Genomic DNA, 14,325 nt, shown 5'->3' with positions numbered 1-14,325 from the left:
TTGTGGGTCGCCTGTTAACCTCGTATCATTCAAGGTGTCGATCGGCTTTCAATCTATTTCGATATGAATCGGATCTCCTGTCCGCGTTTAAGTTTGCCTGAATGTAGTTTTGCAAATACCCTGCTTAAACATTTCGAAAAACAGCGTGGTCGAGAAGCGACTTTCCGGTGGGTTACACTCTTCCTAAAAAATTAAGATTTTTTAAGTGAAACCCGAAAGTTGTCCCGACAACTCCTGCAGCGTTCTTTCTTGTCTGTCGGCTTATTTTCCGGCTCTTCAAGATGATAGAGTTTCAAAGACACCCGTCTTTCGTGGAATCTAAACCGGCAAAAAAGGCCGCATTCGTATTGACTGTTTTCTAAATAGCTTTCTTGCAAAGCACAGTATACACAGCAATCGGACTCAAAAAGGGTATTTTTAAAGCTTGCCTATCTGCCTTCGCTCTACGGTGAGGCGAAGGAGGCCCTGAAGGTTTTTCAAACTTCTTCCGGCATCCCCCTTGGGGGATGAGCACTATAAAAATTCAATTTTTGAATTCTATTGGGTATTAATTTAGAGACTGTCGCCCTAAGAGACTGTTACGAGTGTCTTAGTCAAATTCAGCAGCAAAGCATACCGATTTGAATTTGCGGATCGTCTCTTAACGACGGGCTGTCTTCGAGTTTTGATCAATCAAAACCCTCTGTCTCAGCGATGACGTCGTAAGTTGTACCGAAAGTATCTCAAAATTTGGAATTTTGGCTTTGAGAAAGCCTCGCGTTTGAATGATCGCAAGCCACCTCATATTTCTAATATCAGGTGGCTTGCGATCATTCAATCGCGAGAGCTTTCTCTTTGCCAAAAACCAAATTTTGAGACACTTTCGGTATAAGTAATTCTCCGTCCCAGTAAAGAGTTCCAGCTAATTCTCAGGTTCTTTTGGGCCGTTTTCCGTTGAAAATTTGAGGGGCAATACACTCTTCTAGAGTTTCCCCCTGAAATTTTCATCGCAAAGCGGCCAAAACAATCCCGACAATCAACGGGGAATTTTATTGGCACTAGGTTGAAAGTATAAAACCAAAGAGTAATTTGTTTTTTAGATTTATCTCAACCAAAGAACCGCCCCTATAAAAAGTTTCATGCAGTCATCTATGAAAAATTTTACAGGAATAGATTTAGAAACATTCTACTCCATTGGCAAATAAATGAGAAGTTGCAATGCCTCAAGGCTTTAAAGAAGAGGATTCAGAGGATGGGAAAAGAGCTGCCAAGCTTCTTTCTAACGCTTCAGAGCCCGAAGTGATCTGAAGCTCTGCTTTCGTGTAGAAAACAGGCAGTTCACAAGAGAGCTGATGAGCAATTTTTACGAAGTCTTTTTCGGTGCAGAGGATTTTTTTTGCGCCCAGCCGGGCGGCTTGTATCGATAAGGCGGCAAGCTCTTTGGCGCTCATGGGGCGGTGGTCGTCTGCGATCGCTGTTTGGACAATGTCAAATCCGTGATTTTCAAGAGTTTCAAAAAAGAGTTTAGGGTTGCCAATTCCGCAGAAGGCAGCGATTTTCTCTTCGGTCTTAAGAGGGAAATCGGTTACGCCATCGCAGAGTGCGTGGATCATCCACTCGGTTTCAATCAGGGGAGCTTGGCTGTAGCGTCTGATTTGAGACTTTTGCTCCTCGGCAAGCGGTTTTTTAGGATTTTTTGTGATGACGATCAGGTCGGCCCGCTTCAAACCGCTCATCGCCTCGCGCAGGGGACCTGCGGGGAAGCCCAGCCGATTGCCGACAAACTGCGAGCTAAGCGTGATGATTTCCAGATCTCTCGGTATGGATCGCCTTTGCATCCCGTCATCGAGAATCACCCATTTGGCATTCAGGCTTTCGGCGACCAGAAGAGATCTCTCTCTTCTCTTGTTGATCACCACGAAAGCATCCGCTTCTTTAGCGATTAGCCGTGGCTCATCTCCGCTCGTTTTCGACGTATAGAGGTGGCAGTTTTCTTTAGTGAGGATGAGCGGGGGCATGGCAGATTCGGCACTTGAGCGGTACCCCCGGGTCAGAACAGCCCCTTTACCTACTGCCGAGAGCTTTTTTGCAAGGAGTATCGTCAAGGGAGTTTTTCCGGTTCCACCGACAGTGATGTTTCCTATGCTGATGAGAGGGACTGCAGGTTTAGCTACGGGTTTAAAGATCTTTTTGTCGTAGGCGAAGTTCTTCATGGAAACGAAGGCGAGATAGAGGTATCCCAGGGGGGCGAGCAGGATTTTCGCTGTTTTATGCAGCAAGCCCGGAGCATCGTTTTGATAGGCAAAAGAGGACCAAACCTGTTCTAGGGATCGTCGTTGATGAGGGTTCATCAATTGAGAGCGAATGAACGGGTTTCTGTTTCCTCTTCTTTCATGAACAGTTCCAGCTCGATCATTTCGATGAGGATATGGATGGCAGCCATGTGCGCTTCCTGTATGCGATCGGATGTCCCAAAGCCCGGGATGATAAGCTCAAGATCGGCCTGACCTTTGAGTTTTCCTCCACTTTTGCCAAGGAAGGCGATGGTTTTGAGCTTATTGTTTTTGGCGATTTCGATCGCTTTGACGATGTTGGGCGAGTTGCCCGAAGTGGTCAGTCCAATGAAGATGTCGCCTTCTTTGCCAAAGGCTTCTACCCCTCTTGCGAAAACCCACTCAAAGCCGAGATCATTCGAGACGCATGTCAGGTGCCCGCTTTCGGAGAGCGCGATGGCCGGCAGCGCTTTTCTGAATTTTCGGAAAAAGCCGGTCAGCTCTTCAGCGAAATGGTTGGCGTCGCATAAGCTGCCTCCATTCCCTGCGATCAGAATTTTTCCACCTTTCCTGAACGTGTCCGCGATCATGAGTGCGGCATCTTTGATAAATTGGATGGAATCGGGATGTTCTAAAAATTCAATGGCTTGTACTGCCTGCTTAACGGAACTTAAGATTTTATGGTCCATAGCGATGTATCTATATAATAAGGTTGAAAAGATAGGTTACCTTAATCTTTATACCGAAACAACTTAAAAATGTTTTCTTCGTTGCTGGTAAAATTTATTCTTGTAACCGCTCTGGCGGGAGAGTTCACTTCGGCGCAATCAGGTCTTGATAGGGCACATACCGAAGATAGGACTTCACTTCACGATACCCTTTCGGGAACCGTTCTTTAAGTTCTTTGGGATCGGTGATGCTGGGCAAGATGATGCACTCATCGCCCGGCCTCCAGTCCGCGGGGGTGGCAACTTTTTTTTGATCGCTTAGCTGCAAGGCATCAATAACTCTCAAGATCTCTATGAAGTTTCTTCCGGTGGAGGTGGGATAGGCCATCGTCAGCCGGATTTTTTTTTGCGGATCGATGATGAAGACGGTTCTGACCGTTGCGGTATCACTGGCAGAGAGGTGAATCATTCCGTAGAGGGTGGCGATTCTCTTTTCCGGGTCGGCAATCATAGGGAAGTTTAGCTCAACTTTTTGAGTCTCTTTGATATCTTTGATCCACCCTTTGTGCTCATGGATCCCATTGACGCTGAGAGAGACCATCTTGATGCCGCGCCTGTCAAACTCCGGCTTTAATTTCGCTGCCGCACCCAGTTCCGTTGTGCAGACGGGGGTGAAATCTTTGGGGTGGGAGAAAAAGACGCACCAAGAGTCTTTGAGCCAGTCGTGGAAACGAATGGGGCCCAGAGTTGTTTCCGCTTTAAAATCGGGAGCCAAGTCGCCTATCTTCAAATTTGCGATTTCACTCATCTTTTCACTCCCGGTTGTAGGGGGTTGCTGACTTTTAAAATGTTTTGGGCTGGGAGATTGGGGCTGTTCAATACATTGAAACTGCACGCTTCGGGGTTTATCACCGGTGGCTAAGAGCTTCCTTCTGCGCTCCCGTAGAAATCCTTTAGCGGGATGATGATCCTGTCCCTTGTCTCTAACGCATCCTTTGTGTAACAAATTTTTTTTGAATATGCAACAGCCGATTTTTTCATCGCCTAAGTGTCTCAAAGTCTCTTAAACTTTGATTTTTAGCAAAGAGAACGCTCTCATGCCAAAATTTGATAGGCTTTCGCTATAACCCCGATGAGCTGTTACCAATCCAGAGTGGACCCCAGGATAAATTGCGGGTGCCAGCCTGTGGGAGAGTCTCTCCAGCGAATCATGGTATAGAGCTTATACCGATGATCCTTTTGCAGAGGAAATGCCAGATCCAGGGGAATGAGGCGATACTCATCTACCTTGTTGATCGTGATGTTGTAAAAGATTTCGTTGCTGAGGGCGACGCTCTTCAGCCATTTGATACCCGGCTTATAGGCAATTTCCTGCCTTTGCCTGAATTTTTGAATGAGTTTTGCCTCTCTCTCCTCTTTGATCAGTTCGTAGCGGTTACGGAATTTAAACTCGATATTTTCACAGATTTTAAAACGGGGGTTTAGTTCCAACTCAAGCCGGTGCCTATGCTGGAACAGGGTTTCAGCAGGTGCCCTTGAATTGATCCACATGTAGTGGATCTCCGCATCCCACGTCTCGTCCAGGCTTTTTTTCGCGAGGATGCCGAAGCGGGCATCTACAGTTTTGAAGTCGCTCATTTCAAAGCGGTACTGCTGCAAAAAGGAAAACTTTACGCTGTTCCAATCGAAAAGCGATTGCTGCATTGTTTGCCAAAGCTGCGGTTTTTGCGCAAAGGCAGGGACAGTCATGGTCATCATGAGGAGGGCCAGGCGAAAAAATTTAATCATCGAAAGACCTGAAACGGAGAGGTTTAATCCAAAGCGTATCCCCATAAGTGAATTGGAAGGATTCAAAGGCTCCTTTTTCCATGTCGACTTGGTAGAATATCCCCTGATCCCCTTCAAGCTCGACCTTGATGAAGGGGCCTGCCTGGTTGATGAAAGAGACCCGCGCAGCGAGCGACTCGGCGGGCGTTGATGGAGTGCGTTCTAAAATCACTTCGTGGGGCCTTGAGAAAGCCTTGATTGGTTTTGCCCCGGTTGGGGGAGCGAAGGAGGGGTTGATCACCAGTTTGTTTTCACTGTTTAAAAAGCCATAGAAGGTGTTGTAGTTGCCTATGAAGTCGAAGACGAAGGAGTTGATCGGCTTTTCCCAAAGATCAAGAGGCGCTCCAATCTGCACCAGGCTTCCTTTATCCAATATCCCTACTTTGTCTGCGACCTCCATGGCCTCTTCCTGATCGTGCGTGACAAAAATGGTTGTCAGCCCGGTGTCATCGTGCAATTTCCGCAGCCAGCGTCTTAATTCTTTGCGTACTTTTGAATCCAAAGCCCCGAAAGGTTCATCGAGAAGCATGTATTTCGGCTCTATTGCCAAAACTCGTGCGAGCGCCACCCTCTGTCTTTGGCCGCCTGAGAGCTCCGAGGGGTGTTTACTGCCCGAACCGGAAAGGTGCACCAGCTGCAGCAGGCTTTCGACCCTCTCCCTGATGAATTCTTCAGTGTACTTAGGCCTTTTGAGGCGGAGTCCAAAGGCGATATTTTCAAACACACTCATATGCTTGAAGAGGGCGAAGTGCTGAAAGACGAAACCGATTTTTCTCTCACGTGTGGGTTTACCCGCAGCGTCGACACCCTCCAGGTACACTTCACCTTCGTCCGGCCACTCAAGGCCCGCTATGATGCGCAAGAGTGTTGTTTTTCCAGAGCCTGAAGGACCGAGCAACGCGACGAACTCTCCTTCATGAACCTGAAGTGAGACGTCGTTCAAGGCTTTGAATGCCCCGAACCCTTTTTTTAAATTTTTGATGATGATGCTCATGGTTTTTCTTTCTCGGTGCTAAATGATTTCTGCCAGTCGATCCAGGATTTTAGAAATAGTGTGAAAATGGCGAGCAGGGTCAGGAGGGAGGCGACCGCAAAACTTTCGGTGAAGTTGTACTCGTTGTAGAGGATTTCGACTTGGAGCGTCAGTGTATCGGTCTTGCCGCGCAGATGCCCTGAAACGACCGATACTGCGCCGAATTCACCCATCGCCCTCGCGTTTGTGATCAAAAGACCATAGATGACACCCCACTTGATTTTGGGTAGCGTAACGCGGAAAAATGTGTAGAGGCCCCCGGCTCCGAGCAAAAGGGCTGCTTCCTCCTCTTCGGTTCCCGTTTCTTGCATCAGCGGGATAACCTCCCGGGCTATATAGGGAAGGGTGACAAACATCGTCGCGATGATCACACCGGGTACAGCGTAGATGATATCGATTCCGTGACGGTCTAAGAATCCTCCGAACAGAGAGTATTTTCCAAGGAACAGGATGAAGATTAGGCCGGCGGTCACGGGCGAGAGCGAGAGGGGCAGCTCTATGAGCCCAATGATGGCGCGGCTGCCGAAAACATGGAATTTCCCGAGCGCCCATCCGATGGAAAGACCGAAAATAAGGTTGAACAGAACCGAGCAAAACGCTGCCAGAATGGTCAATTTAAGCGACGAGATCGTTGTGGGATCTGTGACGGCTTTGATGTAGGAAGAAAAACCGTTGGCAAGGGCCTGATAGAGAACGTAGGCGATCGGTAAGACAATGATCACTATCAGGGAGATAACGGTAAAGGCGATCAGTAGCCGCTGGATACTCTTCGATTCTCTTGAGGACATGGGGGTCACCTGTACCTCCTTCTAATGACGCTGCCTAGAAAGCCCAGGGTTACCAGTAAAATAAACGAAAGGCTTAGCATGGCGACGGCCAAAACAGAAGCGGCATCATAGTTGAACTCTTCCAGCTCGATGACGATCAGCAATGGCAAAATCTCGGACACAAAGGGGATATTTCCTGCGATGAAGATCACGGAGCCATACTCTCCAAGCCCCCTTGCCAATGACATTGTAAAGCCGGTGATGATGGAAGGCAGCAGCTGGGGAAAGATAACCCTTCTTACGATAGCGATTCTCGAAGCTCCCAGGGATGCGGCGGCCTCTTCCATCTCCAGATCCAGCGCTTCCACGGCAGGTTGTATCGACCGGACCACAAAGGGGAGTCCAACAAAGACCAAGGCGATCAAAATGCCGACCGGAGTGTAGGAAACTTTGATGTTTACCGCCTCCAGAAGGCTTCCGATCCATCCCTTGTCGGAATAGATTGTGGCCAGCGCGATTCCCGAAACTGCCGTTGGCATAGCGAATGGAAGATCGACAATCGAGTCAAAAAACCGCTTTCCGAAAAACCGGTATTTGACAAGCACCCAGGCAATGATGATTCCGATGAAAAGGTCAATTAATGCCGCAGCGATAGAGGTGGTAAATGAGACTCTGAGCGCCTGCAGTGTTCTTCTGGAAAACAAAATGGCGTAAGCGTCCTCGAAGGTGACATGTTGGATGGACAAGATGAGAAAACCCAAAGGGAACAGCACCAGCAGTGACAGATAGGCGATAGAGAAGATCAGGTTGATGTTCTTTCCCGGAAGTGTGGAGTGTCGTCTGGGTGAGAATACCATAAAATTGCCTACTCGCTCATCGAGAGATGGACATCGTCAAATTGTCCTCCATCTTTAAAAAACATCTGCTGAACTTTCTCCCAGCCTCCGAAGTCTTTGATGCTGATCATTTCGATGGCGGGGTATCTCTCCTGGAAGCGATCCATCACGGTTTTGTCAATGGGACGGAAATGGTTTTTAGCGATCAGCTCCTGTGCCTTTTCTGAATAGAGATACTTTAAATAGAATTCCGCTGCGTCCTCTGTCTTTTTCTCCTGAACAATTTTTTCAAGCCATGCTACGGGCGGGTCTGCCTGGATGCTGATCGATGGGTAGACAATTTCAAATTCCTGTTTGCCGTCTTTTTCCATGGTTAGATAGGCCTCATTTTCCCAAGTGAGGAGAACATCGCCCATCCTTCTTTGGATGAATGTGGTCGTTGCACCCCGTGCTCCTGTGTCCAGAACCGGGGCATTTTTAAAAAGGTCTTTCATATAGTCGAGTGCCCGGATCGTATTTCCGGAATTGCTTTTCACCGCGTATGCCCAAGCAGCCATGTAGGTCCATCTGGCACCGCCCGATGTTTTAGGATTGGGCATGACGACAGCGATTCCCGGTTTGATCAAGTCGCCCCAGTCCTTGATGCCTTGGGGATTTCCTTTTCTGACAAGAAAAACGATAGTGGAGTAGTAGGGCGAACTCTCATGGGGCAGCCTTGTTTGCCAGTTTTTTCCGACAAGGCCGGTCATGTTTTCGATGGCGTCGATGTCGAAGGCGAGTGCAAGCGACACCACATCCGCCTCCAGTCCAGAAATGACCGAACGCGCTTGTTTGGCAGATCCGCCGTGCGATTGAACGACCTTTAACTCTTGCGCAGTGCGCTCTTTCCACCATGCGGCGAACAGCTTGTTGTACTCCTCATAAAACTCTCGCGTCGGGTCATAGGAGACATTCAAAATTTCCAAAGATTTTTTTGTGGAGGAGGTTCCCTTTTTCGATGCGATTTCAGAACGGATCTGCTCTAGTGTGGGGGGGGCTGCAGAGGCTGCCAGCGGAAGAAAAAGCAGGAATAGGGTGGGAACGAATCGTATGAGCATGGGTTTTTCCTAAATAAAGGGGCCGTCACTAATCTTTGTCTGGTCAGCTGCCGTTTACGTTACATAATAAATGCCAGATGGTTGGGCAGAGGCCGGCTCTTAAGAGATACATTTTTTTAAAATATCGAGATACCGAAATGAATTCAAAATTTGTTTTTCGAGAGTTGGCGAGTGCTTTTGTTGTTGGTAATGAGCGAGATGGGTTTTAAGCGGGAGTGAAAATAACTTTTGAGGTCGGCCGCTAGCTAAAATCGGTATACCTTGCCGCTTAAATTGGCTTCATGCCGAAAGGGGCTCGAAAAGCAATTTTCGAGACATTTTTCGACTTCATTTAAGGACTTTTCGACGCTGCCACGGTGCCGATTGCAAAATGGATACAATCTGCGAGCGCGGTGGAGTGTTTTTGTGCCCAGTCTTCGATCGTTTTGGCAACAGCCCATTTTTTGTTTGAAAGCAGGCTTTTGCCAAACAGATTAAGGAGAAGTTCGCTGTGGCTTGGAACAGCCCCTGGCGAAGAGTGGTGGGACAAGTATTGGTTAAGCGCTATCAGTTGTCTATGATTGCGATGTGTTGCCGAAATGGCCCTGGCGATATACTCTGCCTTCTTGAAATTTTCGGGATATGCCTTGCAGAGTTCAGTATATAGGATCGCGAGCTCAAGAGACGAGAAGCTTGTGACAGGACAATTATTTGCTATTTGCTGGTGCTGGGATAGAATCATGATGGAGTCATTCTTGATGAAGAGCGATCTCTCCGGGAAGTGTCTGCCTATGATTTCGAGAAGGTTTTTTCCCGAGGTGAGGTCGAAGATGAGGCGCGCTTTTTTGTTAGGATTGGGGAAGGGGTGCTCGGATATGCCGTGCTGGAGGGATCCAAATCCTTTATTGCAAAGATAGACAGTGCTGTCTTTGAACAGAAGCCCGATGTCGTGATAATTTTCTTTGTCGACAGCTAAAGTGGCTACAAAACCGACTGTAGAGGGGGAATTGATCGCCTCGAGCAGGGGACCTCTTCCATGACGCCCTAAAGTAAAAGCGGTGGAAAGCACTCTTTGCGCCTCCATTAGCGCCTCTTTAATTTCCTCGAAAAGGGCACTTGATTCGGAAATTGGACATGAATCATCTGCCAAAGAGCGAACCTCTTCGCAAAAGGCTCCGTAGAGAGGAGAGGTTGAATCCGGGAGCGTCCGATAGAAGTCGCTCGCTTCCCTCTCCAACCAAGCGCTGATTTGTCTTTCGTAAATGGATAGTCCGATGATCGTTGTCGAAAATCCGTCGAGCTCCCATTGAACGTCGCATCCGAACAGGTTTCCAAGAAGAGAGAGATGAAAGTATTCCGAATAATAATCTTTGCCGGTTAAGAGTACGGATAAGCAGGAGAGTTCGTCTTTCGATTCTGTCGCGAGCGACTTTTTAAATAGGCCGGAAAAAGCAGGTTCTGTTGTACCTTGGAAAACAACATGTTGTTTCGCTCCCATTTGCAAAAGGGCCTCGGCCAGATATTTCTTATCTTTGAAAGGAATTGGCATTTTCATCGAGAGGAGTAGGGGAAAGCGTCCTTTGATGTCTGTGTGGTTGATGTCTGCGCCGTGGAAGACGAGGGAGCGGATGGCATCATATTTGGATATTGCATCGGATGTGTCGTCGAGCAGAACCCTATGGATGAGATTTCGACCGATATGATCTTGATAGTCGTTGATTTTAAATTGGTTGATCAGATTTCTCTTTAAAAGGATATCGAAAGCGATCTGGATGGAGAACCCGATGTTCCTTTTGTGTGTGCAGAAGAGCGAGCGGAATACCGCATCAATTAAACCGCAGGTTATTTTGTCGGAGGTGAGAGAGCAAATCAAGGCGGCCAATTCATGTTTTTGACTCTGGGCGTAGGCAGGACTTTCCACAAGCAGGTGATAAATGGGTAAAAAACTTTCCGGAAGCAAGGTGTGCCAGCCGAGTATTTCCCGGATAATTCCAAAGAGGGCGTGCACCGGCAGGGTCCCCTGGATTAGAAGCAGGCAGACATAGTCGAAGCCCTCCTGATTTTTTATGAATGGGTCGTAGCCAATTTTCAGCAAGTGGGTGGAGAGTACCATGATTTGTTCCACCGAAAACGGTGAATTTGCCAGGGCGTGTAAAGGGTTTTTACTTCCTAAATTACGCAGCCAAATTAGATGGGAATCGGTTTCGATCAGTGCAAGGGCCGATTCAAAGTCTCGTGATTCTATTGCCGCAGTCAGTCTGACGGAAATATCTTCGGAAGGCGGATATCTGCGGAAAACAGGGCAAACGGGCATGCTGCCTGTCGCTTCAGTTGGCGCGATGAGGGAAGAGTAGGGATAGCACATCTTAATACACCGAAAATTTTCAATTCATAATGGTTAGAGCTTTTACCAAAACTGAAATCGTCTGCTTTGCCGTTGAACTGGCTTATACACTCCGAAAAATTTTCCGAATATCGGATTGATATGATGAAAAATATTTCGGAATTTAAAGGCTAATTCAGCGGCAAAGCACACTGATTTGTGTGTGGGTACAGGCTCTTAGCCCCTTCCGACATTGAAATCGTCTTGATTTTAAGGTCGTGGGCAGTCGCTAATTCATTTCCCAGAGGTTCTCTTGAGTGCCTGGAGCCTTGTTCTTCAGAGAGGCTATATAAGCTGATAGCGCTGGGAAGACACTTTGTGTCTTATCGATGATGATATCCGCGATGGGCCATCTGGAGGGGTCTTTCACCGCATCTCTGCCGATTGCGATCAACATGTGGCTGTTGATGGGAATTTCTCTTTGCACCGCGTGGTAGGTTAAATAGATTCCAAGCGCGTGCTCTTTTCTGCTCTCGCGATGAAGATCTTTGATTGTTTTTACAATTTCGGCGGCCACTTGCCCGTTTTGCTTGAAAAGATCTTTCAGGGCCGCATGAAGAATTGCCATTTCGAGGGAAGTATAGCTGGCGATGGGGCAATTGCCTACTTTTTGCCGCTTTTGAGAATAGACGAGATGCGTTTTATGCTGAGTTCTGAATGATCTGCCTGGAAAATATCTATCGATCAAGGCGATGACACTCATTCCGCGGTCAATTTCGCTTTTCATTTGTTGGATTTCGTGCCTGGATAGGGGGTGGGCAGAAATTCCGCTCTCCGGAGTTCCGTAACCTTTGTTGCAAAGATAAGCGGTGTTGTTTTGGAAAGCGATGCCGATATCGTGGTAGCTTTCGTCGTTTGTCTTTAGAGTGGCAACAAACGCCACCGGATTCTCGTCGCCCGTGATTTGAAGGATATTGCTTCGATCCCGCCCGCTATGGAAAGCCCGTGACAAAGCGCCCTGTACTTTCAAAAGGGCGGGATATAGATAGATCCATCCCACCTCGGTGAGCGCCTTGGCTGATTCCGGAGATAGCTTATCCATCATCTTCTTCCAAAGGAAGTTGTAGTGTGGATGACTGGGTGTTATGAGAGAAGAGTAGAATCCCCACGCTTCGATTTCGAGCCATGACTCGATCTGTGTCTCGTTTTTGGGAAGTCCGGCGGTCGAGATTGAAAATCCGTCTTGGTTCCATTGAAATTCAATAGAAAAGAGATTGGAAAGGAGGGTGAGGTAGAAATACTCCTGATAATAGCAGCGCCCTGTCAAGAGCTGTGTTAATTCCGCGAGCTCGTTAGTGGACTTATATTCTACATTATTTTCCAGAAGCTTCCGGAAGGCCGGCGTGGTCGTTCCAGGGTGGAGGGCGTGTCTTTCTGCATTTAACTCGATAAACCTTTCGGCGAGCCACTTTTTCTGAGCAAAGGGGAGGAGGGATTGCAAAACTAAAAGAAGGGGATAGCATCTGTTTTGGCTTTGATGGTTGATGTCGCAACCGGCATTGACCAGGGCTGTGACAGCCAGGTGGATCTCGTCGACTGATGCACTGCTGTCGAGGAGTACGATATGAATCAAGTTGCGTCCGGCGCCATCTTGATACCAGTTCATCCGGAAATGACAAAGGCTCTGCCTCGCTTCCAGCAGATTCATGATAATGCGCAATTTAACAGCGGCGAAGGGCGGATGGCGGTTTGTGATCTTCACGAGGCAGTCGTTGAAACAACGGCATCCCTCCTCTTCAGTCAGAAGCCCGGTGATGGATACGATCAAGCAGCGTTTTTCTTCATAGGAGTAGGCGGAGCTCTCCGTGATTCTTTGAAAAATTTGGGTGAAGAGACGCGGAAGTAAAATATCTCGATTGATTGACCAGGCTCTAAGGATGATTAGGAATAGGCGTGCCGCGGGAATATTCTGTCTTTCGATCAGGAGGGTAAGATAAGTGTTGCCCAACTCATCGACGATGAGCGGATTGTATCCTCTTTGAAGGAGCAGGTCGTTTAGGGTGTGGATCTCTTCGGGGGTAAGGGGCGCTCCGGCGAGCGTATGCAGAGGTGTGCTTCCTGTCTGCTTAAGTATCCAGAGAGGTCTCGTGTCTTGTTCAATCATCGACACAGCGGTTTCGTAATTGCCGCAGGCAATTTCTCCTGCGAGCAGGGTACACGGATCTTGCTCTATCGCCCACGAGGAGAGCGGTGTCAGCATCTCCGGCGGAATGTCCTGAAGAAGAGAGGGGCCCTCTCTTCTTGGCGCCACTTCAAAAAAACTTTGGAAGAGAGGCCACGATGAGTTCTGATTTGTGGGGTTCATGGGACTGTCGTTTTGTCCATTTGGATTACTGGTGATTTTTTTCGGATTAAACGATAACAGGTTACGGCAAAAAAAACATTCCAGAAAAAATAGAGCGAGAGAGTTGCTTTATCCATTCTTTCCACAGGTTTTACACTGAGGAGATAGTTTTTTTGAGACAGGGCTCGCAGAGTCAGGAACCGGTAGTTGGCCTCCTCTTTTTGGAGGGAAAAAATTTCAGGGTCTGAAGAAGGGGCCACGTTAAGATGCTTTTGTATCATCCAGAGATCAAGAGCCAGCGGCAGGGAAAAGGAGGTGCTCTCTCCTCCCATCACCTCCAAAAAAGTTTCTTTGAGATCGCTCTCTTCCGGGAACAGACGCTCTTCTTCTGTTTTTTGCTTAACGGGGGAAAACAGAAGATTGTCGTAGGCGAAGAGGGCGGCCGTAAGCGGTAGGAAGAGGAGGGCGCCGGCAGCAGCCTGTTTCCTGAGCAAAATCATTAGGGGGACGGTAATCGAGAAGAGGACATAAAGGAGAGTGTAGGGATTGGCAAAAAAAGCAGTCGCTGTTTCATGAAACAGTGTTCCGAGAGTTCTCTGCTCTTGCCGCTCGACAAGCGCCCTTTTCAGGGCCGTCAAGGTCTCCTTCTCATCACTCGTGAGGGAAAGGGAGAGAATCTGGTTTCGCTCGAGGATCTGCTTTTCCTTGTCATTGGCTAATTTAAAGGCGGCGCCCTGTGTGTCGCCGAGGGCGCTTTCAATCAGGAGCAGCTTCTTCTTATCGTCATAGGTTTTGCCAAGGGTGGGGGAAAGAAGCATCCAGAGCAGGAGGGTAAATCCGATACAAAGTTGGATAATCGAAAGGAAGCGAAGTTTAAAAGGGAGCATGGTGGCGCCTGTTGATCGTGTCGTTTGCGAAGCCAGCGCTCTTAATGATGGGTTTTGCTTCAATGGCGAAAACATATCAGATAGAGCACCGAACCGAAGGTATCGTAAATTTTGCGATTCTTTCGGTATATAACTGAATAGGGGCTTTTCGGGGATCATAAGCGGATCGCCTGCAAAGTGACAAGGAATATGCAATTGGCGGGAAATCGCACGGCTACGAGGCTCTCCCTCCTTGTGAGAATGGGGTTTATCCTTCTCATTTTGATGAAATTACGAAAAAAGTGAGAAAGGGGCTTGCGCAAATAAAGCGGG

Annotated in this window: 11 protein-coding genes; all 11 read right to left on the bottom strand. The window is 48.0% G+C overall.

Annotation, left to right across the window (positions count from 1 at the left end; genetic code table 11):
* Positions 1–1,202: 1,202 nt before the first annotated feature.
* Entirely contained in the window at positions 1,203–2,258 is a 1,056-nt protein-coding gene (lpxK, locus tag ELAC_RS07080; RefSeq protein ID WP_158227833.1) for a tetraacyldisaccharide 4'-kinase, read from the bottom strand.
* 71 nt (positions 2,259–2,329) lie between these two features.
* Complete coding sequence (locus tag ELAC_RS07075) at positions 2,330–2,941, bottom strand: D-sedoheptulose-7-phosphate isomerase (RefSeq protein WP_098038588.1); 612 nt, start codon at positions 2,939–2,941, stop codon at positions 2,330–2,332.
* 124 nt (positions 2,942–3,065) lie between these two features.
* Positions 3,066–3,728, bottom strand: a complete 663-nt coding sequence (locus ELAC_RS07070) for a peroxiredoxin (protein WP_098038587.1) — start codon at positions 3,726–3,728, stop codon at positions 3,066–3,068.
* Positions 3,729–4,060: 332 nt separating this feature from the next.
* Positions 4,061–4,708 carry a porin family protein gene (locus tag ELAC_RS07065; RefSeq protein ID WP_158227832.1) on the bottom strand — a complete coding sequence of 216 codons (648 nt, stop codon included), beginning with the start codon at positions 4,706–4,708 and terminating at the stop codon, positions 4,061–4,063.
* Positions 4,701–5,741 carry a sulfate/molybdate ABC transporter ATP-binding protein gene (locus ELAC_RS07060; RefSeq protein WP_098038585.1) on the bottom strand — a complete coding sequence of 347 codons (1,041 nt, stop codon included), beginning with the start codon at positions 5,739–5,741 and terminating at the stop codon, positions 4,701–4,703. Before ELAC_RS07060 ends, ELAC_RS07065 begins: the two co-directional genes overlap by 8 nt.
* Positions 5,738–6,568 carry a sulfate ABC transporter permease gene (locus ELAC_RS07055; protein WP_098038668.1) on the bottom strand — a complete coding sequence of 277 codons (831 nt, stop codon included), beginning with the start codon at positions 6,566–6,568 and terminating at the stop codon, positions 5,738–5,740. The genes ELAC_RS07060 and ELAC_RS07055 overlap by 4 nt, the downstream gene beginning before the upstream one ends.
* 5 nt (positions 6,569–6,573) lie before the next feature.
* The gene (gene cysT / locus ELAC_RS07050) at positions 6,574–7,404 is read right to left on the bottom strand and encodes a sulfate ABC transporter permease subunit CysT (protein ID WP_098038584.1); all 831 of its coding nucleotides are present in this window, start codon (positions 7,402–7,404) and stop codon (positions 6,574–6,576) included.
* 8 nt (positions 7,405–7,412) lie between these two features.
* The gene (locus ELAC_RS07045) at positions 7,413–8,480 is read right to left on the bottom strand and encodes a sulfate ABC transporter substrate-binding protein (protein WP_098038583.1); all 1,068 of its coding nucleotides are present in this window, start codon (positions 8,478–8,480) and stop codon (positions 7,413–7,415) included.
* Between the two features lie 331 nt (positions 8,481–8,811).
* On the bottom strand, positions 8,812–10,824 hold the full coding sequence (locus ELAC_RS07040; protein WP_098038582.1) for a hypothetical protein: 2,013 nt from the start codon (positions 10,822–10,824) through the stop codon (positions 8,812–8,814).
* A gap of 247 nt (positions 10,825–11,071) precedes the next feature.
* Positions 11,072–13,147: a hypothetical protein gene (locus tag ELAC_RS07035; protein ID WP_098038581.1), complete on the bottom strand. Its 2,076-nt coding sequence runs from the start codon at positions 13,145–13,147 to the stop codon at positions 11,072–11,074.
* Positions 13,144–14,013, bottom strand: a complete 870-nt coding sequence (locus tag ELAC_RS07030; RefSeq protein WP_098038580.1) for a hypothetical protein — start codon at positions 14,011–14,013, stop codon at positions 13,144–13,146. Before ELAC_RS07030 ends, ELAC_RS07035 begins: the two co-directional genes overlap by 4 nt.
* Positions 14,014–14,325: the final 312 nt, after the last annotated feature.

The sequence above is a fragment of the Estrella lausannensis genome (assembly GCF_900000175.1).
Classification (GTDB): Bacteria; Chlamydiota; Chlamydiia; order Chlamydiales; family Criblamydiaceae; genus Estrella; species Estrella lausannensis.
Note: the sequence above shows the minus strand (reverse complement) of the source record. Positions and strands in the feature narration are given on the sequence as shown.

Bases quoted from the DNA above. Each gene is read 5' to 3' on its own strand.
- ELAC_RS07070 (WP_098038587.1), bottom strand. From the start codon at position 3,728: ATGAGTGAAATCGCAAATTTGAAGATAGGCGACTTGGCTCCCGATTTT.
- cysT (WP_098038584.1), bottom strand. From the start codon at position 7,404: ATGGTATTCTCACCCAGACGACACTCCACACTTCCGGGAAAGAACATC.
- ELAC_RS07045 (WP_098038583.1), bottom strand. From the start codon at position 8,480: ATGCTCATACGATTCGTTCCCACCCTATTCCTGCTTTTTCTTCCGCTG.
- ELAC_RS07030 (WP_098038580.1), bottom strand. From the start codon at position 14,013: ATGCTCCCTTTTAAACTTCGCTTCCTTTCGATTATCCAACTTTGTATC.
- ELAC_RS07075 (WP_098038588.1), bottom strand. From the start codon at position 2,941: ATGGACCATAAAATCTTAAGTTCCGTTAAGCAGGCAGTACAAGCCATT.
- ELAC_RS07060 (WP_098038585.1), bottom strand. From the start codon at position 5,741: ATGAGCATCATCATCAAAAATTTAAAAAAAGGGTTCGGGGCATTCAAA.
- ELAC_RS07065 (WP_158227832.1), bottom strand. From the start codon at position 4,708: ATGATTAAATTTTTTCGCCTGGCCCTCCTCATGATGACCATGACTGTC.
- ELAC_RS07035 (WP_098038581.1), bottom strand. From the start codon at position 13,147: ATGAACCCCACAAATCAGAACTCATCGTGGCCTCTCTTCCAAAGTTTT.
- ELAC_RS07055 (WP_098038668.1), bottom strand. From the start codon at position 6,568: ATGTCCTCAAGAGAATCGAAGAGTATCCAGCGGCTACTGATCGCCTTT.
- ELAC_RS07040 (WP_098038582.1), bottom strand. From the start codon at position 10,824: ATGTGCTATCCCTACTCTTCCCTCATCGCGCCAACTGAAGCGACAGGC.